Origin of the sequence: Thermococcus sp., from assembly GCF_026991495.1 — an archaeon.
Lineage (GTDB): Archaea > Methanobacteriota_B > Thermococci > Thermococcales > Thermococcaceae > Thermococcus.
In genome coordinates this window covers 1-25,376 of the sequence record NZ_JALXBJ010000023.1, presented here as the reverse complement: position 1 = coordinate 25,376, position 25,376 = coordinate 1, and the positions used below count along the sequence as shown (strand labels likewise).

The following is a 25,376-nucleotide window of genomic DNA, read 5'->3' as shown; positions in this document are numbered from 1 at the left end:
AGAACCATGAAGCCGAGGACTGCGAAGAGGAGGTAATCGGAGTAGCCGGTGAGTTGAGCGAGGGATTCCGAGTGCCTTCTCCCGGTTAGCCCTATTCCGATGAGGAGGGCGTTTCCGGCGAAGAAAAGTCCCATTAGAATATCACTGACGAACCAGAGCTTGTAGCTCAGGAAGACCTTCCAGCTCTTCCTCGCGACCCCCATGAGGGCCCCAAGCTCTTCAGTAACCGCCATAGCCCATCACCCTGGCCGTTCTTTCGGCCCACTTGAAGAGGGCGTAGCTCGCGAGCCAGTAGAGGGGTGTCAGAACAAGAAGCCAAGTTACCTCCCCGGTCACGTCTAAATACGACATCCCAACAAGGAGCTTCCTGACCGCGCTGGCCGAGTGGGTGAGGGGGATTAGCTTTGAGAGCGAGACAACCCAAGCCGGGAGGGTTGAGAGGGGGAAGAAGACGCCCGAGATGAAGAGAACTAAGAACTCGAATATCTGGGCGAAGGGCCCTATGTTCTTGAAGACCATCACAAGGCCAGCGAAGACCAAACCAGAGCCGAGGAAAGCCAGAAAAGCTAAGCCCACGATGGGGAGGGCCTTCAGGAGGGCAACCCACGAAAGGCTCACGCCGAAGGCAATCACTCCGGTGAGAAAGACCACAGCCATTATCGCCGAGTCCATGAGCATCCAGCTTAAGGCCAAGCTGACCACCATCTCAAGGAGGCCCATAGGAGAAGCCACGTTGCTTTCTAACGTCCCCCGCTGGAGCTCCCTCCGGATTCCCCACACAGAGGCCTCCATGGGCGAAACCGAGACCCACCAGAGGACGTAGCCTATGAGCGCGTACGTTGGATAGTCGCCGACCCCTGTGGAGGCATGGAGGATTGACGAATACCTCCCTCCGAGGACTGCCTGTCCGAAGTAGACGAACTGAACGAGGAAGACGAGGCCAACTAAGACCGAGCTCACGACCCTGAGCGGATAGCGGAAGAACATCCTGAACTCCTTTTCCATAACGGCCAGAAAGGCCATTTCAATCCCTCAGCGCCCTTCCTGTGAGCTTTATGAAGACGTCTTCCAGCGTTGGTTCGACCCTCTCCACCGAGAGAACCTTTGCCCCCGCCCTTATAAGCCTCTCAACGACCCTTGGCAGGTCTTCCTCGTCAAGGTTCCCCCTAAGGAGGAGGGTTCCATGTGTGGGATCCTCTTCGGAGACTGCCAGCCTCTCATCAATCTCTTTCACCTTCTCCGGTCTCAAGTTCCTGACCCTTATCTCCACGGTTTCGCCCTCGCTGACGAGCCTCTTTAGGTTCTCCGGCGTGTCGAGTGCTATTATCCTCCCACCATCAATTATCGCTATCCTGTCGCAGAGCTTTTCAGCCTCGGCCATGTAGTGGGTCGTCAGGAGAACTGTCTTCCCCTCCTCGCTAACGAGCCTCTCCACGAACTCCCTGACGAATAGGGCGCTCTGAACGTCGAGGCCGAGGGTAGGTTCATCCAGAAAGAGAACCTCGGGGTCGTTTATGAGGGCCTTGGCTATGGCCAATCTCTGCTTCATCCCGCGGGAGAAGCCCATAACCAGGTCGTTCCTCCTCTCCCAGAGGCCGACGAGCTGGAGAAGCTCCCTTATCCTCTTCTCGGCTTCATCTTTTGGAACGTAGTAGATGCTGGCGAAGTAACGGAGGTTCTCATAGGCGCTCAACCGCCAGTAGAGTGTCCTCTCTCCCTCGGCAACGAGGTTTATCCTCCTCCTTACTTCCCTCGCCTGGGAAACGACGTCGTAGCCGAGAACCTTCGCGCTTCCCCAGCTCGGTTCGAGAAGTGTCGTGAGGATTTTTATCGTTGTCGTTTTTCCGGCGCCGTTGGGCCCAAGGAGGCCGAAGAGCTCGCCTTTTCTGACTTTGAATGAGATTCCCTTGAGGGCTTCAACCCATTCGACCCTCCTGAAGGGGAGGGAGATCCTCTTTGGGTAGCTCTTTTTTAGGTCTTTTACCTCAATCGACGGCATCATTTCGGAATCAAAGCGAGCTTAGAAAAAGGTTTCGGAATTTAAAGGGGGCAAAGCCCCTCAAATCCTTGAGACGGTCTCGACTTCAGCGCTCTCGACGTTCTCAACCTGCCTGAAGGCATCGAGAACCTGGTCGAGGTCGTAGCCAGCTTCGTCCTTCGCTAAAACGTAGAACTTGAGGGCAACGAGGCCGAAAGCTATAGGCTCGCGCTCGACCTTGGCAAGGCCGAACTTCTCAGGGAGCGCCTCCTTGAGCTTCCCCTCAAGCTCGTCGAGGTTTACCTCCGGGTCGGTAGGCATGACCCTAACGACGGCAACCATGTTGTAGTCGGCCATTTTTCTTCACCTCCAAATTCACGGCCCCTCCCAGCCGCACTTGGGGCACTTGTAGGGAACCCCTAAGACCCTGCAGGATTCGCAGCGCCAGATGATTGCCTCGCCGCAGTTAGGGCATACGAAGTGGGTGGCGTGCTCCCTCGGGCTTATCTCCTTTCCACATGACGTGCATACGGGTATCTCGAACTTCATTTCCACTGCTAACACCCCCAAGAAAGGCGTTTTTTGCCACTGGAGAGCGTTTTAGGCTTTGGTTTATAAATCTTTCGAATGGGGCTCATCTTTCCTCGCGTCATCACCGGTCAGGAAGGAGAACGAAAATCATCGCCCCTAAAGCTCCTCCTTGACCGAAACGAAGGACACCATGGTCACGGTCTGGCCTATGCCCTTTATCTCCCTGAGCCTGTCGATTACTATCTTCCCTATCTCCTCGGAGTTCGGGGCGCGGACCTTTATCAAGAGGTCCCATTCTCCGGTGATTATGTGAACCTCGTAGACACCGTCGAGCATCGCGACCCTCTTCGCGACTTCCCTCTGGTTTACCCCCGACTCCGGGTCGTACCTCGCGAGTATGAAGGCCGTCGTGCCGAGGTTGAGCTTTTTGTAGTTTGGCTTAACCGTGAACTTCTCTATAACCCCCTCTTCGAGGAGCTTCTTTATCCTGTAGTGAACCGTCGTCCTCGGTATTCCGATCTTTTTGCTGAGGGAGGCTATGTTCTCCCTCGCGTTCTCCCTGAGCTCCTTCAACAGCTTCATATCGATATCATCGAGCTGTCCCACCATCCGCACCGCCCCGCTGCTTTGTCAGTTCTTCAAATAACTGCCCTACGTTTTTGCTCTTTTAACCTTATTTAAGGTTTTCTTTTAGCCACTCGGCAAAGGCCTTCAGGGCCCGCCCCCTATGTGAGATCAGGTTCTTCTCCTCGGTTGTCATTTCGGCAAAGGTTCGGTCGAAGCCATCGGGCATGAAGACGGGATCGAAGCCGAAGCCGCCTGCACCGCGCGGTTCCGCGGTTATCATCCCCTCCACCTTCCCAGTGAAGAGGTGGACTTCACCGTCCCAGTAGGCTACGACGCTTCTGAAGTGTGCCCTCCTGTTCGTTTCCCCTTCAAGGAGCTTCAGAATGCCCCCGATGCCGAGGGTTTTGTAGACGTACGCTGAATAAACGCCGGGGAAGCCGTTTAGGGCCGCAATGAACAGGCCGGAGTCGTCGAGGAAGAAGGGCCCTTCAAACCTCTCCGCAAGCCATTCAAGCCCGTATTCTGCCACCTCCTCCAAGGTGTCTGCCTGGATCTCGGGGTACTCAATGTGGAGCTGGTAGACCTCGACGCCGAGGGGTTTGAAGTACTTCCGCGCCTCCTCCACCTTCCCTGGATTGGACGTAACGAAGGCCAGCCTCATGGGATCACTCTTCCTCAGTCTATGGTGTAGCCGATCTTCTCGACCAGCTCCCTCCTCTCCTTCCTCTGCTCTTCGCTTTCAATCCTGTTGGCGGCTTTCCCATCCACTATGCCGAGAACCCCCTTTCCGAGCTCAGTCTCGGCGACTATGACCTGGAACGGGTTCTCACTTGCCCCGTATACCATCGCAACGGCGGGATGGTTCTTAACGGTGTTGAGGACGTTTATTGGAAAGGCGTTCCTCATCACTATCACGAAGACATGGCCTGCTCCGATCCTCACCGCGTTCTTGGCTGCAAACTCCTCAAGCTCCCTATCGTTGCCCGTGAAGCGGGTGAGCTGCGGTTTGGCCTCGTTCATGGCTATCCCAAACTTTATCCCGGGAACCGCGGTCAGCAGGGCCCTCGCAAGGTCGTCAACCGTGAAGATGGAGAAGTTCCCCTGGCCGATTATGACCTCGCTTCCCTCCGGTTTCTCGATGTCTATGACCTCTATCTTCACCATCCTGTTCACCGATAAGGATTTAACGATGGAACGATTTAACCTTTATGGATGAACAATGGTCGATGCAAATAGGGAGGAGCTGGAATTCCTTGCAGATCTCCTTGAGAAGCACCCCATCGACAGCCTCAGGAAAATATCCGAGGAGGAGGGGGTGGACTATTACCGTCTGAAGAGGCTCTACGACAAGTATTACGGAAAGTACTTCTACGTTAACGCTGTTTTCAACATCGACGTGATCGGGCTCAAGAGTTTCGTGGCTTTTCTCTCGGTCCCCAGGGATGAAATCAGGAGTGTAGCCGAGAAGATGCTCAGGAACCCCTTCGTTGCCTACCTGAACCCCGTGTTTGGCTTCAAGAACGGCCTCTCCGGAATCCTTTACGTCCCCAAGGATCAGGTGGATCTAATTGGTGAGTACCTCAGCAGGTACAGCGACGATTACGAGTACTACGAGGCCAGGAGCTATCCCCTCACGGAGGGCATCACATACGGGGACTGGAACCTCAGCTACGATTACGCAGTCCTCATGGACATACTCAGGGTGGACGCGAGGACACCCATCTCCAAAATCTCTCAGCGCCTCGGGAAGAGCAGGACGACGGTTAAGTACATGATCAACCGCCTCAAGAACCTTGACCTCATCAGGACTTACATCGTCAGCTACGATGTCCCAGGTTACGACAGGGGAATACTCGGCCTGGCCAAGGATCTCAAAGAGGAGATTTTCAACGTCTTCAAGGAGAGGGAGCTCCTCATCGGCGTCCTCGTGGGCTACGGCTACTCCGTCGAGTGCTTCTTCTCGTCCACCGAGGATCTTGCCGACAAGATACTCGAGTTCAGCAAGTACGTGGACAAGTTCGTCGTCGAGTATTTTGACGTCATAGACGATTTGGTTGACAAGTACACGAAGACCATATACAGCAGGATGGTAAAAAAGGACGGGAGCGGCTACCACTCAATCCTCGACTTTTAATCGGCTATGGGGCAGTACTCGATCCCCTCTATCTCCCCCGTTGCCTGGTACTCGAGGGCCCTGCAGTCGTGGCACACGTACCTGAAGGGGCATCCGGAGCAGGTTTCTATCTTGTCCTTGGTGAGCGTCCAGAAGGACTTGAGCCTCTTCTTCCTCAGGACGCCCTTCAGGCCATTCTCCCTTGCATCCTGGACCACGTAATTCCTCAGCAGGGGGCAGGGGGTTACGTAGCCGTCGCCGCTGACCGCTATCGTCCCGGCGAGGCAGTCGTTGTACTTCTCAACTGTTGGGTTCATGATCCTCCTCAGCTCTATGACGTTGAAGGACAGGAAGCGGGCGGATTTGGGATAGAGGACGTCAATGTAGACCTCGACGTCTCCCCCAACCCTCGGGAGGAACTCCATGGCATCGTTGAGGTTCTCCTGGTTCACCATGACGAGGATTCCAGAGACCCATTCGATTCCAACCGTTCTCACGACATCCTCCCTGCTGTACTCAAGTTCCGCTATGAACCTGACGCCGGGGAAGGGTTTTACTTTTTCAAGGTCTTCCTCCAAGACGACCGCGTTCACCCTCTCGAACCCGATCTCGACGGCCCTCTTGGCAGCCCACAGGAGTTCATCGACGTCATCGTAGTTGGTAAGCCACAGCTCCTCCCCCTTCATCCTCTTGAAGTCAAGGAGGATCCTTTCGATCTCATCCCTGCTGAGCTTCTCCCTCCTGAGCACGAACCTGTTGTTGCCTATGCAGCCGATTGACCTCGGAATCCCCTGGGTTTCACTGAACTTTCCCTTCCCTGCCCCGAGCTGAAGGATAAGCCTCTCCACCCTTCCGGTATGGGGAACGCTGCTCCAGGGGGGCTTCCCTATCGAGAACCTTGCTCCCCAGTTTACTCCCTCGATTGTCCTGTCTCCTATCCTAACAACCTCTGCCATTACGACCACCATATCTGGTCGGAAAGGGGGGTATATATACTTTTTCTATTCCGATTTTGCATACTATTGAGAAAAGTTAGCAAAAAATGACGAACATTCAGCCGTGGTAATCCGGAACGCTCCTCTCCCCCTCTATCCAGAAGGTGCCCTCGTCCGTTACCTCCCTCTTCCACACGGGCACGCGCCTCTTGACCTCATCTACTGCCCAAGAGCAGGCATCGAAGGCCTCCCTCCTGTGCACTCCGCTGGCCACCACGAGTATCGTGTCCTCACCCACCCCAAGCTCCCCGACCCTGTGCTCTATAACCATGTCAAGTATCGGGAACCTCTCGAGGGCTTCCTCCCTAATCCGCTCCATCTCCCTCAGGGCCATCTCCTCGTAGGCCTCATAAACGAGCTTCCGCACCTTCCTCCCCCTGCTTTCCCCGCGGACTCTGCCCAAGAAGATCACGTAGGCGCCGGCCTTTGGGTTTGAGAGCCTCTCTATGGCCGCCTGGACGTCAAAGCCTCCCCTTGAGATCCCAACCTTTTTCCCGTTATTTCCCATACCACCACCGTATCCCCTTCTCGGTCCCCCTCTTATCTCTTCCGGAAGGTTTTTAGAGTATCCAGCGAACTAAAGCAGGTGGTTGAATGAGGATCGTCCCCCTGATTCTGATAGCCCTCGTGCTGCTCTCATTTGGGGCCGGCTGTTTGGGAGGGGGCGGCAAGGGAGTCCCTTCCACCGGGACTTCCCCAACTTCCTCTCAGCGCCTATCCACGTCCTCTTCCGGCCAGGAGACCTCCCGTACCTCTTCCACGGCTCACACAACCTCGTCTGTTTATGAGACCGGGACGGGGCCAAGCGACACCAGGACATCTCCGCAGCGGGCCTGCTCCATAGGGGTCTCCTCCTACACCGCCAACATCTCGACGGTCATCGACTTCTCCACCGAGGTCACCTCCGGTGGTGTAACACGGGTTCAGAACGTCTCCATACTCACGTCATCGAGGGGGTATTTCGACTTGAACAACGGCGTAATGGCCATCAACATGACCGTAAGGGCTTACCCCGAGGGGGCGAGGTACGTGACCCGGGCCATTCTCACAGGTGGTGATGCCTACCTGCTCTCGGACGGCCGCTGGCTTCACCTCGGGGAGGGCGAGAAGGGCTACGAGGGAGTCCTCGACCTCTACCGTTACAACCCGCTTTCGATTTTCATCGAGGAGGTTAATGCTGGGAGATGCAGGGCCTCGGGTGAAGGGGATGAACTCAGGATCAGCTGCAGGCCCGATGGAGAAGACCTGAAGGGCCTCGTATCCCTCCTCGTCGGCTCCCCCAACGGCTCCACGATCTCGGTCTCTTCTCCCTCGATGGAACTCAGGATCCTCGGCGGAACTCCAGTGAACGGGACGATATCCCTGCTCTTTGAGGTCTCCTACGGCTACACGGATCCCTACGGTGGAAGGGGGAAGGTCATCGAGAGGGGCCTCCTCCTGAGGCGCTTCAATGTGCTCAGCGTTAACAGGACAGTGAGCGTTCTACCTCCCGGCTAAAGCTCGACGACTTCAAAGCCGTTGTGGGCGAGGTCCACTATGAGGAGGCGGTTCAGGAGGGGCTCTCCTATGCCCGTCAGAAGCTTTATTACCTCCATGGCCTGTATCGAGCCGACGACACCTGCAGTGGCCCCGATTATCGGGAACTTGCCCCTTTTCCTGACGTTTTTGAAAATCTCCCGGAGCCTCCGCGTTTTTCCCGGAAATATCGTCGTGACCTGCCCGTAGGTTCCCTCAACCGCCCCGTGGACGAGGGGTATCCCCCTCTCCGCGGTGAAGTCGTCCAGGAGGAACCTCGTCTCGAAGTTGTCGAGGCAGTCTACCACGACGTCGGCATCCCCAACGACGCGCCCCACGTTCTCGGCGGTCAGTCTCTCCGCCCTTGCTATAACCTCAACGTTTGAGTTAAAGCGCTTCAGCTTCCAGGCCGCGGACTCGGACTTTGCCTTCTTCCCAAGATCCTCCTCCCAGTGCAGTATCTGCCTGTTCAGGTTGCTGAGCTCAGGTTTCTCGGGGTCGATGAGGATGATCCTCCCGATTCCAGCGGCGGTCAGGTAGTAGGCAACCGGCGAGCCGAGCCCCCCGACTCCCGCGATGGCAACGGTGGCCGCCTTGAGCTTCTCCTGTCCCTCCTCTCCTATGAGCATTATCTGCCTGTCGTACCTCTCAAGCTCCGCACCGCTCAGCATGCGATCACCCCCTGAAACCTTGATCCAAAGGGTTTTATTCGTTCCTGTTTACCTCGTTGTGATGGAGATGAGATGGGAGGAAGCCAAGGAGGCGCTGCTTAGGGAGGGCTTCATAGAGTTCGCTGATTTCAGGATCGAGCTCACGCTCGACAACACCTTCCTCGACATCGACTACATACCCAGGGTGGCAGTTTACTACGAGGGCGACGGTCACTGGCACGTCCTCAGGAACCCTATTCCAAAGGGGAAGACCCTGGAGGAAGGCTGGAGAAACGCCGTTGAAGTCCTTGAGAGAGTGCTCCGTGGTGAGCTTCGGCCCGACCTCGGGGGCGAGGACGTTAGCGCTGAGTTCTTCAGGCAGTTCAGGGAGACCTTCGGTGGGCAAAACCCCTATATACACCATCGGTGAACTAACTTGGGTGATGACGGTGAAACCCGAGGAGTTGGCCAGGTACATCGACCACACGAACCTCAGGCCGTACGCCACGAGGGAGGACATAATGAAGCTCTGCGATGAAGCGATAGAGTACAACTTCTACGCCGTCTGCGTCAATCCCTACCGCGTTAAACTCGCCAAGGACTACCTGAGGGAGAAGAAGGCAGACGTCAAGGTGGCGAGCGTCATCGGCTTCCCGCTCGGTGCAACGCCAACCGAGGTCAAAGTCTTTGAGGCTGAGAAGGCCTTGGAGGATGGGGCCGACGAGCTTGACATGGTCATAAACATCGGTGCGCTGAAGGATAAGGACTACGACTACGTGAAGAGGGACATCGGGGAGGTCGTTAAAGTCGCCCACGAGAGGGGAGCGAAGGTCAAGGTCATAATCGAGACCTGCTACCTCACAGAAGAGGAGAAGGTCAAGGCCTGCGAACTCGCTAAAGAAGCTGGAGCGGACTTCGTGAAGACCTCCACAGGCTTTGGAACCGGCGGTGCAACGGTTGAGGACGTTAGGCTGATGAGAAGGGTCGTTGGGCCGGACATGGGGGTTAAGGCCGCAGGGGGTATAAGGACGTTCCAGAAGGCCGTTGAGATGATAGAGGCCGGTGCGAACAGGATAGGCGCCTCAAGCAGTGTTAGGATAATGGAGAGCGCGAGGGGTTCGTGATGGGGCTGAAGGAGGAGATCCTTGAAATAATTGAGAAGGCCGTGGAGGATCTTAAGACCGAGGGGCTCCAGCCGGACATCCTCCTAGCTGGCGAGGGCTTCCTGAAGTACGCCGGCGAGGTCGTGGACGTCCTCGACCTCTCAGTCTACACTGTTAAGGAGCTCGACTACGACGCTGTGATAGCGGATTCGAGGTACCTCGGCCAGATAAGGAGGGCCTCAAAGAGGGTCTCAATAGAGCCGCTTATAGTGGAGGACGAGATGTGGAACGAGATAAAGAGCATTTAGCCCCTTTTTTCTATTGGCTCCCCTATTATGTTCTCCCTCCTGAGCCAGAGGACGAGGGCGGAAGCGGCTACTACACCGGTTGATACAGATGCAGAGAGGGGGGACATCAGGAAGATCGTTCTTGAAACAGATTGGGAAGTTCCCCAGAACCATGGAACCCAGAGGATCAGGGCCGTCAGAGCACCAAGCACCGCGGCCGAGAGGAGCACCGAGAACTCGGGGCTGATCTTTGAAGTTTTGCCGGTAACTATAGCCGCGGCGGACGCCGCGAGGAGGGAGAGGAACCCGTAATGAACGTCGGAGGTGGAGAGGTAGTCAGCAAAGGCCACTCCCATCGCCGAGGCCACGCCAACGGTCTCGCCAAAGGCCGCCGAGAAGAAAAAGAGCCCAAGGTAGCCGAGCGTCATCTCACCGGCCTCTGTTCTTAGTCCCACCCCGTATTCGAGGAGCAGAGAGATTAGCGTCGCGGTGAGGAGAACCGGGAGCAGTTCTTTCCCCCTCATGCTGAACTTTTCCCTGTTCCTCAGGAGGTAGAGCACGTAGGCCGTGAAGAGCATCAGCGTCAGTGCCTCTATCTCCCCCGATGAAAGCAAGGGCATCCCCTGGGGGAGTGCTTTAATGACCTTTAAAGGTTTTGTGCAGAAGGGAAGAAGTTGAAATCAGGAGAGCGCCTTTTTCAGCGCCTCCTCAAAAATCCCCATGGCCACGTCTATCTCTTCCTTCGTCACGATGAGTGGCGGGATGAAGCGTATGCTGCTGTCACCGCAGCCGAGAAGGATCAGACCGCGCTTGGCGGACTCCTTCACTATCCTGCTCCTCAGCTCTGGATAGCGCTCCCTGCCTTCCTTGCTCTTGACTATCTCGATGGCCTGGGCAAGCCCGATGCCCCTCGCGTCGCCTATGACCTCATAGCGCTCCTTGAACTCCTCAAGGTACTTGTGGAGGTAGTCTCCTACTTCCCTGACGTGCGGGAGGAGCTCCCTCACTATCTCGACGACTTCTATCCCAGCGGCTATGGCAACTGGGTTGCCTCCGAAGGTCGTTGCGTGCCTTCCAGGCTTGTCAAAGCTTATCTCCTTCCTGTGGACGACCCCAGCTAAAGGAAGCCCACCGCCTATGGCCTTTCCGAACTGGATCAGATCGGGGGCAACCCCGAAGTTCTCGATCGCCCAGAACCTTCCGGTCCTTCCTATGCCCATCTGAACCTCGTCGTCCGCCAAGAGGATTCCGTACTCGTCCGCGAACTTCTTGAGCTCCTTGAAGAAGTTCTTCGGCGGGACTACGTAGCCGCCCTCACCCTGTATCGGCTCGAAGAATATCGCACCCACTTCGTGCGGCGGAACGTGCCTGAAGACGTACTCCTCGATGAAGTCGAGAACCCTGTTTATAAGCTCGTCCGGCTCGTCGTAGCCGTCTATCCCCCAGAGGTTTCTGTATGGGTTCGGGTACGGGATGTGCTCAACCCCGGGCATCGTGGGGAAGAAGCTCTCCTGCTGAACCCACTTGCTCGCCGTTAAGCTCAGTACCGCCTGGGTCCTCCCGTGGAACGCGTGGTAAAACGCGAGGAACCTCTTCCTTCCGGTTCCGTACTTCACGAGCTTCATAGCGGCTTCGTTGGCCTCGGCACCGCTGTTCCCGTAGACCACTTTCTTCTCGAAGTCTCCGGGGGAGAGCTCTATGAGTTTCTCGGCCAAGACGACGGCGTTCTCGTAGAAGAAGTCGGTGAGGGAGTAGTGGGTGAACCTCTCGGCCTGCCTCTTTATCGCCTCAACGACCTTCGGGTGCGCGTGTCCGACGTTTATCACCGCAACGCCGCTCGCGAAGTCGTAGAAGACGTTCCCGTCAACGTCGTATACCCTTATGCCCTCCCCGCGGTCTATGACTATCGGGAGGTTCTCCGGATCCTGAGTTGTCGTCGCGAGGTACTTGAAGTTTCTCTCAATGACTTCCCTCGCCTTCGGTCCGGGGAGCTCTTTGACGTTTGGCCTGACCACCATTCGAATCACCCGCCCCTCCATCGCGCTACTCCTATATAACCTTATGTTCATCAATGAACATTTTTGGGTGAAAATTTTTCGGAAAAGTCCCTTCCGTTTTAGCGATGTTAACGTGATTCAGGAATCAAGGTCTCGTTTTGGGCGATGGGCTTTTAAAATCTAATAGTGAGACTCTGTGGGTGTCAGAAGTGGGAGGGATTAGCAAAAGACTCCTCCAGGATTATCTTGATGACTTGAGGGTTCTCTCATCGCTTGGGGCCGTTGAGCTAACGCCTGCTTTTGTTCAGGAGATCTCAGAGCGATTGAAGACCCAAAACGCTCGCAAGTACATTGAGAGCATTGGTTTTGCAAAACCCGAGTTCCTGCTCTCCGAGTTTCTGTTCAGCCCAATACTTGAACATTTGGGCCTTGAGTGGGTGCCGGAGATAAAGCTCGGCAATGGATGGGTGGACTTCTTAGTAAAGAGTGGGGCGACCAATCCAGTAGCTATTGAGCTCAAGGCTATGCACAGGGCTTACAAAGTCAAGAACGGCGTAAAAATAAAGCCCATTTCGCTTGAGGACATATACAATCAAATGAAAAGTGAAAAGAATAACCAGATAGTTCGTTACCTCAAGGAGGCCCAGGTGGACTACGTCATTCTCACGAACCTCGTTGACGTTTACTACTTCAGCAGGGAGGCGGTCTATGACTTCAAGCCTTTCCACAGAGAGTCTTTTGCCGAGTTTGTAACCGAGCTCGGGGAGATTCGCGACATCTGGGAGCTCGTGAGGAGGAAGGAAGATAAACTTCCCCAGTACGACCTCGACGAGAGGTTCTTCAAAGACCTTAAGGGTTGGTCCACAACCCTTGAAAGAGTGAAGTGGAAAATTAAAAATCCGAGTGAGAGCATTGTGCACCTGCTCAACAAGTTCATGTTCATAAAAACGCTCGAAGACCACAGTCTAATTCCCTTCCGCTTCCTTCATGATACCTTCACGTCCGTTGAAAAAAGGTGGAGTCCACGTGGTCCGAGAAAAGTCCTTGAAGAGTTTTTCGGGGAGATAGATGACTGGTTCTACGCTTACTACGATACGGAGCTTTTCAAAAGCTCCCCGCTGGATGCCCTTGACGGTAGCGATGAGAACATAACGAGCTTTATGAAGAGGGTCAAGCTCATCCTCGGAGTTGAGGGATGGAGAGGGGCATTTCAACGGGGTCTCCTCTACTACAATTTCAGGAAGATCGACGAGGACGTTTTTGGGAAGGCCTACGAGATGTTTTTGGCCGAAAGGAGAAAGCAGATGGGAATATACTACACTCTCAGCGAGATAACCCGCTACATGGCCAAAAGACTCGTTGGGGAGCTTTTTGGGCCAGTCAAGAACGAACTCCTTGAGGTTCTTAACTCGAAGGAAATAGACGAGGAAAGGGCATGGGAGCTGGCGAGGAAGCTCGCTTCGATTGCAATCGTTGATCCCGCCTGCGGTTCCGGCTCTTTTCTGATCAAAGTCCTGAGGGAAATCTACGCCGTTTATGTGGAGATAGAGGAAAAAACGAGGTGGGCTGAGAGCTACAAGAACGCCGTGAAAGAGCTTGCGGAGCCTGAGCACATAAGAAAACAGAAGGAGCTCGTAAGGGAGATAAGGAAGTTTCTCGGTTTTGGCCTTCATAGAAGAAAGCTGCTCTCCCTCATAATTCTCCGCCACATCCACGGCGTTGACCTCGACGAGAGAGCCATAGACGTCGCCAAAGTTAACATCTGGAAGGAGGCAATAAAGCTCGAACCCGATGAATTCAGGTACAAAAACCTCGGCGCTGAGGAGCACATTCTTCCTGACCTTGAGATGAACCTCGTAAACGGGGACTCGATAGTTTCCCTTCCGGACGATGAGGTAGTCGAGCTGATGAAGGACTTCAAGAACGAGATAAAGGCCCTCTGGGAGAAGAGGGAAGCTTATTTGAAAGACCCCCTGAACCCCGAGGTTCTTGAGGGGATGGAGGAGATAAGGGCGCGGATAAGGGAGGAACTTACCGAGAGGATGAGGGAGAAAGGATGGGACTTTGAGAAGCCCCTGTTCTATCCGCTTGAGTTCTTCTTCCTCTACTTCGACGAGAACGGCGAGCCTCTACCTAAAGAAGAGAGGGGCTTTCACGGGGTTATCGGCAATCCGCCGTGGGAGAACATAAAGCCCCAGTCGAAGGAATTCGCGGCTATGCACCCGGAGATATTCGGCGAGGTGAGCAAGTTCAGCATTGAGGGGCCGAAGTTCAAAAGGCTATTCAAGGAGAAGCTGAAGGATGAGAACGTTAAAAAACTCTGGGAGGAGTACGAGGAGGACATAAGGAAACTTTCCGAGTTCATAAGGTCGAGGTATAAACTCTACGGTAAAGGTGATCTCTCCTATCAGAAAATCTTCCTCGAGAGGGCCATGGAGCTTTCCAAGGAAGCGGTGAACCTGTTAATTCCGTCCAACTTCCACACCGATGAAGGTGCAATGCCCCTGAGGAAGGAAATTTTTGAAAATTATTGCCTCAAAGAGCTGATTTCCTTCGAGAACCGCGGGCAGGGATGGTTCAGGGAGGTTCACCCCCAGTTCAAGTTCGACGTGGTGTTCTTCACCAAGGGTAAGTGTGATAAGCCCTTCAGGGCGGCCTTCTACGTTACGAGGAGGAACTACGAGGAGTGGCTCTCTGAAAACGGAGGAGCCTTCGATGACTTTATCGAGGCGGTGACCTTCGACTATCCCGTTGTGCTGATTCCAAAGCTCTCGCCGGGTGTTCTTGGCGTCACCGAGTTCAGGCGCGGGAAAGATGTGAAGCTCGTTCAGAAGATACGTGGGGACTACAGGCTACTGAGGGAGCACGGCTGGGATATCAAGAGCGAGTTTCACATGACCAACGACAACGACCTCTTCAACACCTCCCGCAGGGGTCTCGTCCTCTACGAGGGCAAGATGATACACCAGTACGAGCCCTTCTTTGCCGAGCCGAGGTACTGGGTCGAGGAAGAGAAGGGGAGGGAACGGTTGCTGAGCAAGGAGCTTAGCAGAGTTAAAAAGTTCCTTAAGGCCGAAGGCGAGAGGCTCGGCCTGAAGAGGAAGGAGCTCAGGGCGTTCATAGACGAGAACTACGGGCTCGTGAGGGAGAACTTTGAGAACGGAAAGTTTAAGCTGGATTACGAGGAGCACAGGCTCGTTTACAGGGCGATAGCAAGCTCCACAAACGAGAGAACCCTCATCAGCACGGTTCTGCCCAAGCGGGTCTTTACTGGGAATTCACTCAATTACTTCAAGCCCTTCAGATACGCCATCAGGGACGGGAAGCTCGTTCAGGAGAGGATACCCTACTCGGAAACCCTATACCTCATGGCGCTCCTCAACAGCTTCACCCTCGACTACTACATAAGGCAGAGGGTCTCGGCTAACCTCAACATGTTCTACATCTACGAGCTCCCGATTCCCGAGCCTAAACCTGAGACAAAGGCCAGAATCGTCGAACTCGCCTTCAAGCTCCTCTACAGGAAGGGCCACTATGACGACATGGCTCAAGAGCTTGGGATTGGGGCGAGCGAAATCACAAACGAGGACGAGCGGAGGGAAATCAGGGCTGAGCTCGAAGCTATTATAGCGAGGGACGTCTTTGGTCTGACGAGAAACGAGATGGAATACGTTCTCTCGACCTTCGTCTACGGCAATCCAGACAAGGAGTTAATGAAGAGGATAATCGAGAGGTTCTGACCTCTCTTTTTTCAAGAGAAAAGAGGGGAGTTCACTCCCCGTTCTTCTCCTTCCACTCGTCCAGGAACTCCTTGGCTGAGTTGGCAGCGATGGCTCCCTGGCCTACAGCTACAGCAATCTGCTTGAAGACGTTGGTTATATCCCCAGCGGCGAAAATCCCAGGTACCTTCGTGTGCATGTACATGTCAACCGGGATGTAGCCGTACTCGTCGGTTATGCCGAGGTGCTTTACGAAGTCCGTCTTAGGCTCGTAGCCAATGAAGATGAAGACGCCGTCCACCTTCATCTCGGTCTCCTCGCCGGTTACGCGGTTTTTGAGCCTGACCCCTTCAACCTTGTCCTTGCCCTTTATCTCGGTCACGACGGTGTCGAGTATCGCAGGAATCCCGCTCTCCCTAAAGCGGTCCTGCAGTATCTTGTCCGCCCTGAACTCCCTTCTCCTGTGAACGAGCGTAACGTCGACGCCTATGCTCTTCAGGTAAAGCGCCTCCTGAAGGGCGGTGTTCCCCCCTCCGACAACGATGACCCTCTTCCCTTTGAACAGGGGGCCGTCGCAGGTGGCGCAGTAGGAGACGCCCCTTCCCGTAAGTTCTTCCTCACCGGGAACCCTCAGCTTCCTCGGGGCCGCTCCGACGGCTATGATTATCGTTCTCCCCTTGTACTCCTTGCCGTTGGCCGTTCTGACCCTGAACTTGCAGGGCCCCTCGTAGTAGGCGCACTCGGCCGGGTCTATCCTCTCGACCTCGTCGAAGATGACCTCGACTCCCAGCTTCTTCACCTGTTCGTGCATCCTGTTCGTCAGCTCCGGGCCGCTTACCCCCTCCGGGAAGCCCGGGTAGTTCTCTATGATATCCGTGAGCGCCATATTCCCCCCGAGGTCCTTGCTTATGATGATGGTTTCGAGGCCGAAGCGCGCCGCGTACACTGCCGCAGTGAAGCCAGCCGGTCCCGCTCCGATTATGAGTACGTCCCAGGTCTTGCTCTCGTACTCTCCACCACGTGAAAAGCCACCGAGACTGAACACTTTTCCCACCTCCGGGCCTTTCCTAACGTTCCCTATTTAAAAGGGTTGTTGCACATGATTGGGTAATATTAAACAAGCTTAAGAGATCCGTCGAGCGTTAGGTGCAAGGTGTACCCAGAGAAGGCGGCGAAGCCCGAGTACAGGGCCTCCCCGAAGCTCATCCCAAGACCGTACCCAGCTAAGAGGAACGCTAAAAACCCGTAGATCGCGGCGAAGAAGAGGGAGTGGACGACCCCCCTGTGTCTCGGCATAACCGCGGTAAAGCCGAACCACGCTATGAATGCCCCGACCGCCCCTATGGCCCACGCCGCACTCTGGTTGAGCCACTCGGCCCCGAGGTGAAGGTAGCGGATGACCCAGAGGTAGACCGCACCGCCGACCGAGACGCTGACTATGGGCTTCGTCCCCCTGTGTATGAGGGCGTTCGGGTGGTCCATGTCGGGCAGGTCGCTGCCGAGTACGTAGAGGGCGTAGCCGAGGATTAGGGCCGTGGGCGTAAGGCCAAAGTGGAGGGTCGGTGAGAGCAGGCCGGCCAGGGCAACCACCGCTGGATAGCTCACTATCCCCGAGAGCACGTGAACGTCGTAGTTCGGCATCAGCCCTCCTCTCCGAGGAACTTCCTGACGTAGTTCGGCACCTTGTAGTTTCCCCCGGGGTCGCCGACGAGGAAGCCGATGGTAACGAGCCGGTTCAGGGACTCGTAAACGATGTTGGCCGGTTTCTTCAGCTCCTTGGCTATCGTTATGTAGCTGACCGGGCCCCCGTTGAAAGTGTAGACGATGGCCTCCACGAGGTCGCGGTAGTCCTTGGGAACCCTCCTGATGTACTCCTCAAGGCTCTTCGGCTCTTCGAGGATGGTTGTGACGACGAGCTCGTCAATCGGGTCGAAGGCCCTCTTTGCGGCCTCGCTCAGGACGTAGTGGAGTAGGCGGAGGATCTGCCTCGGGTTTCCCTTGGCCAGGTCGTGGATCATCCTGAGGGCCTCCTCGGTGAAGGGGTAGAGCGGATCGTCGGTGTCCTTTACGCGAACCCTGTTGAGCCTCTTCTTCACCAGCTCAAAGGTCTCCTCGACGCTCATCGGCCTGAGCCTGAACTCGTAGTGCAGGCGCATGAAGAAGGCCGGAAATATCTTGGTGTACTCCTCGTAGGCTTCTGGTATGCAGGCGAAGGCGACTATGCAGCCGGGGGGCATCGTGCTTATGACGTGCCTCAGCATCTCAAAGAACTGTATCTTCTCGTGCTCCCTCGCGCTCTGCATGTTTTCGAGCTCGTCGAGCAGAAGGGTGGAGTGGGGAAACCTTGAGAGCTGTTTGACGAGCATCTCGGCGATGTCCCTGCTCTTGTACTCCTTCGTGTCGCTGAGCATCTTCTCAAGGCGGTCTATGAAGCCGAGCTTCCTGCTCAGGTTTTCAAGGAAGATGTTCGTCCTGCTCCTCGGGGGCTTGAGTGCGTAGAATATGTCCCTGGTCAGCTTGAGTATGTCGTTTGTGTCCACCTTCACGTATATCGCCTTTCCCCCCTCCTTCTCTATGGCCTTCGCTATGCTCTTTAACCTCTGGGTCTTCCCCATCCCGAGGGGGCCGACTATGCTCATGGCTATTGAGCTCTTGTTCCCTATAACCTCGGAGACTATGGTGGAGAGCTTCATATCTACCTCCTGGTAGACGTGGATCGCCTCAACGTCCTCTATGCCCTCGCTCGCGAGCTGTTCAAAGGGGTTGCGGGACAGGCCGTAAACCGTGTAAATCTGAGAGGGATAAACTTTAAGTTCGTCTTCCATTTAAGTCACCCGGATTAATTCGTCTTTGGAAATATAAAAGTTTGTCCGATGGTGGGGGAGATGGTCTTTCTCGTGGCGACGTGCCCGCCGGGCAGGGAGGGGGACGCGATACTCGAACTTGAGTGGGCCCTTGGCAGGGTTCACGTCAGGGGAACCGAGTGGAGGGGAGTCCTCGTAGCCGAGACGCCGCTGGGCAGGGATGAGGCGATAAAAAGTCTCCGTTCCTTTGAAACGCAGGCACTTCAAAGGGTTGTCCCGCTTGACTGCCTCCTGCCCGCCAAACTTGAGGATATCGAGGAGAAGGCCGTCGAGCTGATGGAGGGGAAAACCGGGAGCTTTGCGGTGAGGGCGAGGGTTAGGGGGAACAAAAAGCTCGGTGAGAAAGAGATCGAGAGGGCCGTTGGCTCCAGGATCGTGGAGGAGCGCGGTTTGAAGGTGGATCTGTCAAACCCGGACTGGGTGGTGGTCGTTGAAGTCCTCGGAAGGAAGGCCGGAGTAGGTGTTCTGAAGAGGGATGAGGTCTTGAAGTTCGAGGTTGAGGATTGAGGCGGGCTATCTAATTAGCTTGACGGAGAGCCCGAACTCCTTCAGTACCTCGAAGTCGCCATCGAGCGTTATCAGTGGCAGGCCGTTGGCGAGACAAACGGCACCGATGAAAAGATCCCTCAACCCCATGGGGGTTCCTCTTTCCCTCAGCTTTTTGTGGAGGTACGCGGCCATCTCAGCGGATTTTCTGTCAAAGGGAAGCTCAATGAGAGGGTTCAGCCATATCAGCTCATCTTTCTTAGGGAGACCAACCAGAAGTTCAAAAGCGTGTTATGGAAGTCACGTAGAAGGTTTTGTCAAGCTTTAGAATGGCGTTGAGAACGTCCTTGTTACCCCTGGCTATTTCAATTATCACGTTTGTGTCAAGGACTGCCCCCATTCGTCAAACGCCTCCTCCAGCTCTTTAATTCTCTTTTTGGCCTCCTCATACTCATCCTCGTTCAGGATTCCAGCGATGTGTAGCAGGGCATCGGCGTTGCCCTTTTTCTCCCTTAACAGCTCCCTAAAAAGCTCGCTGAAGGACTTATCTCCTTTAATGCGGAGTAGCTCTTTGTAAACGTCGTCGGATATCGTGATGGTTTTGACCATCTGCACCACCAGTACACTGAATGCATGCATCATATTTGAGCATTATTCACTGTCCCGAAGTCTCTTTAGGAGGATTAACGGAGTAGTACGTGATGAACATGGAGAGAATCGAGATAAACCCAAGAAAATGGGTGGAAAGCCCGTTATCAGGGGAACGAGGATTCCAGTTTACTTCATACTTGAACTCCTTGCTAACGGCTGGAGCTTTGAGGAGATACTCGAGAGCCATCCCCAGCTGACAAAAGAGGACATACTTGCCGCGATCGGCTATGCGGGCATGATATTAATGGAGGAGCAGTACGTTGAAGTTTCTGGCCGATGAAAACATACCCTACCCCAGTTCTCAAACGCCTAAGGGAGAACGGCTTTGACATAACATCTATCTACGAAGCCAAGAGAGGCATGACTGACGAGGAAGTTGCCCGAATTGCCACCGCGGAGGATAGAATCCTTATAACGTTCGACAAAGACTTTGGAATGATTATTTTTGTTGAGAACATCACGATTCCAGGACTTATCCCCCTGAGGTTTCCACCGAAGAGCATTGAGTACATTTATTCAAAACTCCATGCAGTCTTAGAGCTGGGCATTGACTTCAAAGGAAAAATCGTGAGCATTCACTAAGATAAAATAAGAGTGGCAAAGCTCTGACCTCCTCCCCGCCTTAGCCGGGGGTTCGGCTTAACCCTCGCCAGTGGGCGGTTCGGTTTACGGGCTCATTACCTACTCCCGTTGCCAGTTTCAGTTCAGCCCGAAGGTCGGTCTCAGGCCCGTTACCCCTACCGGCAAAGCCGTTTTGGGAAGACGCCTATCGGCGTCAACCACTCCAAAGCAGAGTGGTAACGCGAAACCTCTTTTGAGTGGCCTCTCCGAGGCCTTACTACACTCCAGAGTTTAAAAGGGTTTCGAGGGTTTAAGGGCTCTTGGGTGGTTTACTGCATCCCCGCCCTTTAGGGCGGGGCTTTCAGAAGAAAAAAAGTAAATCACAGATACCTCTCCTTCACCCAGCGAATGAAGTAGTCCGGGTTCAGTTCCTCGCCGATGGCCTTTTTGAGGAGCTCCTTCGGCGGGTAGATGCTTCCCCAGCGGTGTATCTTCTCCCTCAGCCAGGCCTTTATCGGCTCGAACTCCGCTTTAGCTATCTTCTCCTCGAAGTCAGGGATGTCGCGCCTGATGTGGTAGTAGTACTGGGCCGAGAGGAGCGTTCCAATGCTGTAGGTTGGGAAGTAGCCGACAGTTCCGTGGGCCCAGTGGATGTCCTGGAGGATTCCTTCCGCGTAGGTCTTCGGCCTTATTCCTAAGAGGCGCTCCATCTCCTCGTTCCAGAGCTCCGGCAGATCCTTCGCCTTAACGCCCTCGTTGAGCATCATCCTCTCCAGCTTGAAGCGGAGGAGTATGTGGAGGTTGTAGGTGACAACATCGGCTTCTGTCCTTATGAGATCCGGACGAACTAGGTTGAAGTAGAGGTACACATCCTCGGGTGTGTAGTTGGCCATGAACGGAAGGCTCTCCTTCAAAACCGGGTAGATTAAGCCGGCGAACTCCTTTGAGCGGCCGATGATGTTCTCCCAGAAGCGGCTCTGGCTTTCATGGATTCCCAGGCTTACTCCGCCGGCTATGGGGCTGAACATGAAGCGCTCGTCCTGCTGGAGTTCGTAGAGCGCGTGGCCAAACTCGTGAACCGTGCTGAGTATAGTCCTCCTGAAGTCGTAGCCCTCGTATCTGGTGGTTATCCTGACATCGCGAATGCCAAACTCGGTGGTGAACGGGTGAGCTGATACATCCAGGCGGGAGCGAGTGCCGAGCGGGAAGCCGAACTTCTGGAGGATCCAGAGGTTAACGCGCTCCATCTGCTCCTTCTCGTACTTCTGCTCCTCAAGCGGGTGACTCTGCGGGACTTTCCCCTCCCCCATGATCTTTTCGATGAGGGGCCTCAGCTCCCTTTCAAGCTTGTCAAACATCCTCTCGACTTCCCTGGTGGTGAGGCCCTCCTCGAAGAGGTCGAGCAGGGCATCGTAGGGTTCGTCTTCGTAGCCGAGGTAGTCAGCGGCGCGCTTTGCAAGGCCGATGATCTTGTCGAGCCAGGGCTCGAACTTGGAGTAGTCGTCGCTCTTCTTGGCCTCCTCCCAGGCCTTCGTAGCTTGACTCGTTACCTCGCTGACCTCCCGCAGGAACTCCGGTGGGAAGGACTTGCTTATCCTTATCTCCCTGTCGAGGACTCTAACAACACCGCGCTCGTACTCGTTGAGCTCCAGCCCTTTAGCCTTCTCGACGAGCTCTATGAAATCTGGCTTGAGGATGAACTCCTGGCTTAGAACGCTCAACTCGCCCTGGGCCACCGAGCGCTCAAGTATGCCCTCCTTGGGCATGTTGACCTCCATGTCCCAGCCTAAAACGCTCTGGGCGTGGTTTATGGCCCATATCCTCCTGTACCTGGTGAGGATTTCCTTTATCGTCTCGTTCTGGAAAACTGGCTCCATGCCTTTCACCGGGGAACTTTTGCGGGTGAACTTTTAAACCTTTTCGATGGCTATCTAAACGATGGGGGTAAAAACCGATTACTCAACGGAAAACGGCTTAAAGGGCTGCCCGAATGAGGGGGGTGGTGGCGATGATGGACCTGGTGGTGCTCGGTCACGTATCGATAGACACGATAGTATTCCCAGACGGGAGAAGGGTTGAGAGGCCTGGGGGGGCTGCGGCGGCCGTTGCCACTTCGGCTGCCTTAGCCGGGGCAAGGGTCGGGCTCGTTACAAAGGTGGGGGAGGACTTCCCCGTGGAGTGGCTGGAGGAGCTCGGGAAGTTCGTTGACATCCGCGGCGTCCGCGTTCTCCCCGGCAGAACCATCCACATCTACGTGATCTACCACCGGGACGGGAGCGTTGACTCGCCGGTTGAGATGGGCGTTGCGGAGAGGATGGGTGAGACGCCGATTCCAGAGGAGTACCTGAACGCAACGGTCTTCCACATAGCCCCCATCCCGCCGGAGGAGCAGCTGAAGGCATTGAAAAGGCTTGAGGGGAAGAGGTTGAGCCTCGACTTTAACCCGACTTACATGGATGAATACGGAAATAGGAGCGGCCTCATGAGGAGGATAGTCTCACGGGCGGAGGTTGTATTCCCAAACGAGAGGGAGGCCCTCGTCGTAACGAAGGCCGAAACGGTCGAGGAGGCCGCGGAGGTTCTGCGCGAATGGGGTGCCAAGTTAGTCGTGATAACGCGCGGCGAGAGGGGCGTTTTAGTTTACGACGGTGAGTTCAAGGAGTTCCCGGCCCTCCCTGTGGAGAGGATCGTTGATCCAACTGGGGCCGGTGACGCCTTCGCCGGGGGCTTCCTCGCAGGTTACTCCAAGGGGATGGCCATCGGGGAATGCGTCAGGCTGGGCCTGGAGAGGGCCCGGGATGTCCTCGGGAAGTGGGGGAGCTGGAGCATCAGCGTCTGATCACGGTGTACAGGAGCATGTAAAGGATAACAACGAAGAGGGCTGCAATGACCGTGTTGACGAGGCTCGGGAGGAGTCCGGAGAGGATGGCGCTGACGTAGTAGAGGGGAACCGCGAGGATTACGGAGGCCGTGAGAACGATGTAGTGCCAGAGGGGGGCCTTCCTCTTCATGAGGTAAACGCTCTCGACGTAGATCAGGGAGAAGGAGAGGGAGGCCACCGCCACGCCTCCGGGCGGGGTGCGGTAGACCAAGATGAAGCCGAGGTAGGTTAGGGAGAGGTAGCCCGCCGGCGGCCAGAGGAAAGCCAAAAGGGCTGGAAGGATGAAGGCGAGGGCCTCAGCGGGGCTCAGGATGAGCGAGAGCAGGTACGCGGCCAGGGCCAGCGTTGAAAGGGCCAGTACTCCCCTTATCGCCTTCATCTCCCGATCGCCTCCGCTATCGCCACCTTTAGCGGTTTCCCCACGTCCCAGTCCACTATCACGCCGTAGCCGGCCAGGCTCCTGATGAGTGCCTTCCTCTTGACGCGCACGAGCCTCATCGCCAGCCTCTCGGCCTCGTCCTTCGGCTTGTAGACGCTGTTCGGATCGGGGCTTATGACGACAACGCGGTAGCCGTGGTCTGCGAGGACTTCGAGGGCCCTTCTGCTCTCGGGGGTCGTCAGGGTGGAGAAGTAGAGCACCTGGGCCCTCGGTGGAAAGGCCCTCCTGACGAGGTGCTCGACCTGGTAGGCTATCATGTTGCTCTTGTCGGGCCTGGCCGTGCTCAGGAAGTCTATGCACTTGAAGAAGTGCCTCTTTCCGTAGTCGACCCTCACCCACAGGGGGATCTCCTCGGAGAGGAGGAGCCCGAAGCTCGTGCCGTCGTTGAGGGCGTTCAGCATGAGCGACGCTGCGGCGCGTATTAGGTGGTCGAAGACCGCCCCGCTTGAGAGGCTCGCGTCAACGACGAAGACCACGTCAACCTTTCTCTCGCTCTCGAACTCGTTTGCCATTACCCTCCCGGTTCTGGCGGTGGCCTTCCAGTTGATGATCTTCAGCGGATCCCCGGGCTGGTACTCCCTCACGGCGTGGAACTCCAGTCCCTCCCCAACGAGAGGTGAGGGGAGGGGCCCTATCGTTATCTTCGTCCCCCGGGTAGAGTAAGGCGTTTGGACATCGTAGAGGATCGGAACGCCGATTACCTCCGTGTAAACCTCCGCGAGGCCGTCCGATGAGAAGAAGCCGAAGGGATCCCTGTAAGCGATCCTCGTTTTTTCAAAGGTGTGAACGCCGCGCCTTATCCTAACGCGGTACTTTAGGGCCCCCTCTTCCCCGGCCCGGAGGGAGAATACCCTGGAGGGGCTCCCGGAGATGAGCTCAAGCCCCGGGGGAACGACGTCTTCCACGAGGAGGTGATCGACGCTGAACTCGGGTTTAACGTGAACTTCAACCTCAAATTCCTGCCCCTCAAGAAAGCGGTTGTGCTGGACGATGCGCCAGACTTTCACATCTCCCCTGGGCTTGAAGAGTACGTACGAGACCGAGAGCATGGTGACGTAGGGGAGGATGAGGTATAGGGAGCCCCAGCGGAGGAAGAGAATGGCGGTTGTGGGCACTATCCAGAGCGCGATGATGAAGAGGACGAGCTTGCCAGTGGGCGAGACCTTCTCGGGGGGCTTAACTTCTCCCGGCCTCTCCAGCTGTGGAAGCATGTAGGGTATTCCGCCGAGCCCCTGCATCTTCTCCCCTCACTCGAACTTAGGAACGGGAACCTTCTCCAGTATCTTGGCCATAACGCTTTCCTGGGAGACGCGAGTGTACCAGAGCTCTCTCTTAAGGATCAGCCTGTGGCTCAGGGCTGGGATCGCGACGCTCTTAACGTCGTCGGGGATCACGTAGTCCCTCCCCTCTATGGCCGCGTAGGCCCTCGAAAGTTTGAGCAGCGCCAGAGAGCCCCTCGGCGACGCCCCTATCTCAAGGTTTCTCCTGTCGTTTCTCGTCGTGTTGACCAGGTCGACTATGTAGTCCAGTATGGGGTCACTGACGTAAACGTCCTCTATGGCCCTCTGCATCTCCGTGACGTCTCCAGCCCTCACCACCGGCTTTATCTCGACCTCCTCCCTCTTCCTCTCCATCCTCCTCCTCAGGATTTCCTTCTCCTCCTCCCTGTTAGGGTAGCCCACGCGAAGCCTCACCAAAAAGCGGTCGAGCTGGGCCTCGGGGAGTGGATAGGTTCCCTCCTGCTCTATCGGGTTCTGGGTGGCTATAACGATGAAGGGCCTCGGCAGTTCGTGGGTGTGTCCCTCCACCGTAACCTGTCTCTCCTGCATCGCCTCAAGCAGGGCAGACTGGGTCTTTGGGGGCGAGCGGTTTATCTCGTCCGCTAAGAGGACGTTCGTGAACACCGGTCCCCGCCTGAACTCAAACTCAAGGGTTTTCTGGTTGAAGACGCTCACCCCGAGGATGTCGCTCGGGAGAAGGTCGGGCGTGAACTGCACCCTCCTGAAGTCAAGTCCGAGGGCCCCGGCAAAGCTCTTGGC

General features: G+C 55.7%; 31 protein-coding genes and 1 pseudogene. 10 read left to right on the top strand and 22 right to left on the bottom strand.

Features of this window, described 5'->3' with window-relative positions:
• The 8 genes and pseudogenes from MVB78_RS02790 to MVB78_RS02755 form a co-directional block, all read right to left on the bottom strand.
• A pseudogene (locus MVB78_RS02790) lies at positions 1-233 on the bottom strand (ABC transporter permease); the annotation flags it as partial.
• Positions 220-1,023 carry an ABC transporter permease gene (locus MVB78_RS02785; RefSeq protein ID WP_297487600.1) on the bottom strand — a complete coding sequence of 268 codons (804 nt, stop codon included), beginning with the start codon at positions 1,021-1,023 and terminating at the stop codon, positions 220-222. The pseudogene MVB78_RS02790 and the gene MVB78_RS02785, both read right to left, overlap by 14 nt.
• 1 nt (position 1,024) lies before the next feature.
• Positions 1,025-1,999: an ATP-binding cassette domain-containing protein gene (locus tag MVB78_RS02780; protein WP_297487598.1), complete on the bottom strand. Its 975-nt coding sequence runs from the start codon at positions 1,997-1,999 to the stop codon at positions 1,025-1,027.
• A gap of 60 nt (positions 2,000-2,059) precedes the next feature.
• On the bottom strand, positions 2,060-2,335 hold the full coding sequence (locus MVB78_RS02775; protein WP_297487596.1) for an elongation factor 1-beta: 276 nt from the start codon (positions 2,333-2,335) through the stop codon (positions 2,060-2,062).
• Between the two features lie 18 nt (positions 2,336-2,353).
• On the bottom strand, positions 2,354-2,527 hold the full coding sequence (locus MVB78_RS02770; protein ID WP_297487617.1) for a zinc finger domain-containing protein: 174 nt from the start codon (positions 2,525-2,527) through the stop codon (positions 2,354-2,356).
• Between the two features lie 138 nt (positions 2,528-2,665).
• Positions 2,666-3,118, bottom strand: a complete 453-nt coding sequence (locus MVB78_RS02765; protein WP_297487615.1) for an Lrp/AsnC family transcriptional regulator — start codon at positions 3,116-3,118, stop codon at positions 2,666-2,668.
• A 64-nt stretch (positions 3,119-3,182) separates the two neighbouring features.
• Positions 3,183-3,737, bottom strand: a complete 555-nt coding sequence (locus MVB78_RS02760) for an XTP/dITP diphosphatase (RefSeq protein WP_297487594.1) — start codon at positions 3,735-3,737, stop codon at positions 3,183-3,185.
• Positions 3,738-3,751: 14 nt separating this feature from the next.
• A complete protein-coding gene (locus MVB78_RS02755) occupies positions 3,752-4,240 on the bottom strand; it encodes an adenosine-specific kinase (protein WP_297487613.1) in 489 nt (162 codons plus the stop codon).
• Positions 4,241-4,295: 55 nt separating this feature from the next.
• On the opposite strand from MVB78_RS02755, the gene MVB78_RS02750 reads away from it, so the two are divergent.
• Positions 4,296-5,210 carry an Lrp/AsnC family transcriptional regulator gene (locus tag MVB78_RS02750; RefSeq protein WP_297487592.1) on the top strand — a complete coding sequence of 305 codons (915 nt, stop codon included), beginning with the start codon at positions 4,296-4,298 and terminating at the stop codon, positions 5,208-5,210.
• On the opposite strand, the gene MVB78_RS02745 is transcribed toward MVB78_RS02750, so the two are convergent.
• Together MVB78_RS02745 and MVB78_RS02740 are read right to left on the bottom strand one after the other, a co-directional pair.
• On the bottom strand, positions 5,207-6,145 hold the full coding sequence (locus tag MVB78_RS02745; RefSeq protein ID WP_366940156.1) for an SPASM domain-containing protein: 939 nt from the start codon (positions 6,143-6,145) through the stop codon (positions 5,207-5,209). The genes MVB78_RS02750 and MVB78_RS02745 overlap by 4 nt on opposite strands.
• A gap of 97 nt (positions 6,146-6,242) precedes the next feature.
• On the bottom strand, positions 6,243-6,692 hold the full coding sequence (locus tag MVB78_RS02740) for a molybdenum cofactor biosynthesis protein MoaE (protein WP_297487588.1): 450 nt from the start codon (positions 6,690-6,692) through the stop codon (positions 6,243-6,245).
• 86 nt (positions 6,693-6,778) lie between these two features.
• Here MVB78_RS02740 and MVB78_RS02735 point away from each other — a divergent pair, with 86 nt between their 5' ends.
• Positions 6,779-7,681: a hypothetical protein gene (locus tag MVB78_RS02735; RefSeq protein ID WP_297487586.1), complete on the top strand. Its 903-nt coding sequence runs from the start codon at positions 6,779-6,781 to the stop codon at positions 7,679-7,681.
• Here MVB78_RS02735 and MVB78_RS02730 read toward each other — a convergent pair.
• Entirely contained in the window at positions 7,678-8,370 is a 693-nt protein-coding gene (locus MVB78_RS02730; RefSeq protein WP_297487584.1) for a ThiF family adenylyltransferase, read from the bottom strand. The two genes, MVB78_RS02735 and MVB78_RS02730, sit on opposite strands and share 4 nt — an antisense overlap.
• Before the next feature lie 61 nt (positions 8,371-8,431).
• Here MVB78_RS02730 and MVB78_RS02725 point away from each other — a divergent pair, with 61 nt between their 5' ends.
• Genes MVB78_RS02725 through MVB78_RS02715 form a run of 3 tightly spaced genes read left to right on the top strand, consistent with a single transcriptional unit; the run spans position 8,432 to position 9,760 of the window.
• Positions 8,432-8,779 carry a hypothetical protein gene (locus MVB78_RS02725; RefSeq protein ID WP_297487583.1) on the top strand — a complete coding sequence of 116 codons (348 nt, stop codon included), beginning with the start codon at positions 8,432-8,434 and terminating at the stop codon, positions 8,777-8,779.
• Between the two features lie 13 nt (positions 8,780-8,792).
• The gene (gene deoC, locus MVB78_RS02720; protein WP_297487611.1) at positions 8,793-9,473 is read left to right on the top strand and encodes a deoxyribose-phosphate aldolase; all 681 of its coding nucleotides are present in this window, start codon (positions 8,793-8,795) and stop codon (positions 9,471-9,473) included.
• Positions 9,473-9,760, top strand: a complete 288-nt coding sequence (locus tag MVB78_RS02715; protein ID WP_297487581.1) for a family 4B encapsulin nanocompartment shell protein — start codon at positions 9,473-9,475, stop codon at positions 9,758-9,760. Before deoC ends, MVB78_RS02715 begins: the two co-directional genes overlap by 1 nt.
• On the opposite strand, the gene MVB78_RS02710 is transcribed toward MVB78_RS02715, so the two are convergent.
• Together MVB78_RS02710 and MVB78_RS02705 are read right to left on the bottom strand one after the other, a co-directional pair.
• Positions 9,757-10,359, bottom strand: coding sequence for a hypothetical protein (locus MVB78_RS02710; RefSeq protein WP_297487579.1), 603 nt, complete (start codon positions 10,357-10,359; stop codon positions 9,757-9,759). The two genes, MVB78_RS02715 and MVB78_RS02710, sit on opposite strands and share 4 nt — an antisense overlap.
• A 60-nt stretch (positions 10,360-10,419) precedes the next feature.
• Complete coding sequence (locus MVB78_RS02705) at positions 10,420-11,757, bottom strand: ornithine aminotransferase (RefSeq protein WP_297487609.1); 1,338 nt, start codon at positions 11,755-11,757, stop codon at positions 10,420-10,422.
• 179 nt (positions 11,758-11,936) lie between these two features.
• Between MVB78_RS02705 and MVB78_RS02700 the strand changes: the two genes are divergently transcribed.
• Positions 11,937-15,476, top strand: a complete 3,540-nt coding sequence (locus MVB78_RS02700) for a DNA methyltransferase (RefSeq protein WP_297487577.1) — start codon at positions 11,937-11,939, stop codon at positions 15,474-15,476.
• 31 nt (positions 15,477-15,507) lie between these two features.
• Here the strand turns inward: MVB78_RS02700 and trxB are convergent, their stop codons facing one another.
• The 3 genes from trxB to MVB78_RS02685 form a co-directional block, all read right to left on the bottom strand.
• The gene (gene trxB, locus MVB78_RS02695) at positions 15,508-16,500 is read right to left on the bottom strand and encodes a thioredoxin-disulfide reductase (RefSeq protein ID WP_297487608.1); all 993 of its coding nucleotides are present in this window, start codon (positions 16,498-16,500) and stop codon (positions 15,508-15,510) included.
• 68 nt (positions 16,501-16,568) lie between these two features.
• Entirely contained in the window at positions 16,569-17,096 is a 528-nt protein-coding gene (locus tag MVB78_RS02690; RefSeq protein ID WP_297487576.1) for a metal-dependent hydrolase, read from the bottom strand.
• Positions 17,096-18,280, bottom strand: a complete 1,185-nt coding sequence (locus MVB78_RS02685) for an ATPase (protein WP_297487574.1) — start codon at positions 18,278-18,280, stop codon at positions 17,096-17,098. Before MVB78_RS02685 ends, MVB78_RS02690 begins: the two co-directional genes overlap by 1 nt.
• A 60-nt stretch (positions 18,281-18,340) precedes the next feature.
• Between MVB78_RS02685 and MVB78_RS02680 the strand changes: the two genes are divergently transcribed.
• On the top strand, positions 18,341-18,826 hold the full coding sequence (locus tag MVB78_RS02680) for a THUMP domain-containing protein (RefSeq protein WP_297487572.1): 486 nt from the start codon (positions 18,341-18,343) through the stop codon (positions 18,824-18,826).
• A gap of 6 nt (positions 18,827-18,832) precedes the next feature.
• Here the strand turns inward: MVB78_RS02680 and MVB78_RS02675 are convergent, their stop codons facing one another.
• Entirely contained in the window at positions 18,833-19,033 is a 201-nt protein-coding gene (locus tag MVB78_RS02675) for a type II toxin-antitoxin system VapC family toxin (RefSeq protein ID WP_367270985.1), read from the bottom strand.
• A gap of 144 nt (positions 19,034-19,177) precedes the next feature.
• Positions 19,178-19,414, bottom strand: a complete 237-nt coding sequence (locus tag MVB78_RS02670; protein ID WP_297487606.1) for an antitoxin VapB family protein — start codon at positions 19,412-19,414, stop codon at positions 19,178-19,180.
• Positions 19,415-19,541: 127 nt separating this feature from the next.
• On the opposite strand from MVB78_RS02670, the gene MVB78_RS02665 reads away from it, so the two are divergent.
• Together MVB78_RS02665 and MVB78_RS02660 are read left to right on the top strand one after the other, a co-directional pair.
• Positions 19,542-19,736, top strand: coding sequence for a DUF433 domain-containing protein (locus tag MVB78_RS02665; RefSeq protein WP_297487569.1), 195 nt, complete (start codon positions 19,542-19,544; stop codon positions 19,734-19,736).
• Positions 19,733-20,038, top strand: coding sequence for a DUF5615 family PIN-like protein (locus MVB78_RS02660; protein WP_297487567.1), 306 nt, complete (start codon positions 19,733-19,735; stop codon positions 20,036-20,038). Before MVB78_RS02665 ends, MVB78_RS02660 begins: the two co-directional genes overlap by 4 nt.
• Positions 20,039-20,397: 359 nt before the next feature.
• Here MVB78_RS02660 and MVB78_RS02655 read toward each other — a convergent pair whose 3' ends face one another.
• Positions 20,398-21,894 carry a carboxypeptidase M32 gene (locus MVB78_RS02655; RefSeq protein WP_297487604.1) on the bottom strand — a complete coding sequence of 499 codons (1,497 nt, stop codon included), beginning with the start codon at positions 21,892-21,894 and terminating at the stop codon, positions 20,398-20,400.
• A 134-nt stretch (positions 21,895-22,028) separates the two neighbouring features.
• On the opposite strand from MVB78_RS02655, the gene MVB78_RS02650 reads away from it, so the two are divergent.
• Positions 22,029-22,856, top strand: a complete 828-nt coding sequence (locus MVB78_RS02650; RefSeq protein ID WP_297487602.1) for a carbohydrate kinase family protein — start codon at positions 22,029-22,031, stop codon at positions 22,854-22,856.
• Here the strand turns inward: MVB78_RS02650 and MVB78_RS02645 are convergent.
• The 3 genes from MVB78_RS02645 to MVB78_RS02635 all read right to left on the bottom strand — a co-directional run.
• Positions 22,846-23,277: a hypothetical protein gene (locus MVB78_RS02645; protein ID WP_297487565.1), complete on the bottom strand. Its 432-nt coding sequence runs from the start codon at positions 23,275-23,277 to the stop codon at positions 22,846-22,848. The two genes, MVB78_RS02650 and MVB78_RS02645, sit on opposite strands and share 11 nt — an antisense overlap.
• On the bottom strand, positions 23,274-24,575 hold the full coding sequence (locus tag MVB78_RS02640; RefSeq protein ID WP_297487563.1) for a DUF58 domain-containing protein: 1,302 nt from the start codon (positions 24,573-24,575) through the stop codon (positions 23,274-23,276). Before MVB78_RS02640 ends, MVB78_RS02645 begins: the two co-directional genes overlap by 4 nt.
• 9 nt (positions 24,576-24,584) lie before the next feature.
• On the bottom strand, positions 24,585-25,376 hold a 792-nt coding region (locus tag MVB78_RS02635), incomplete at its 5' end, for a MoxR family ATPase (protein WP_297487560.1).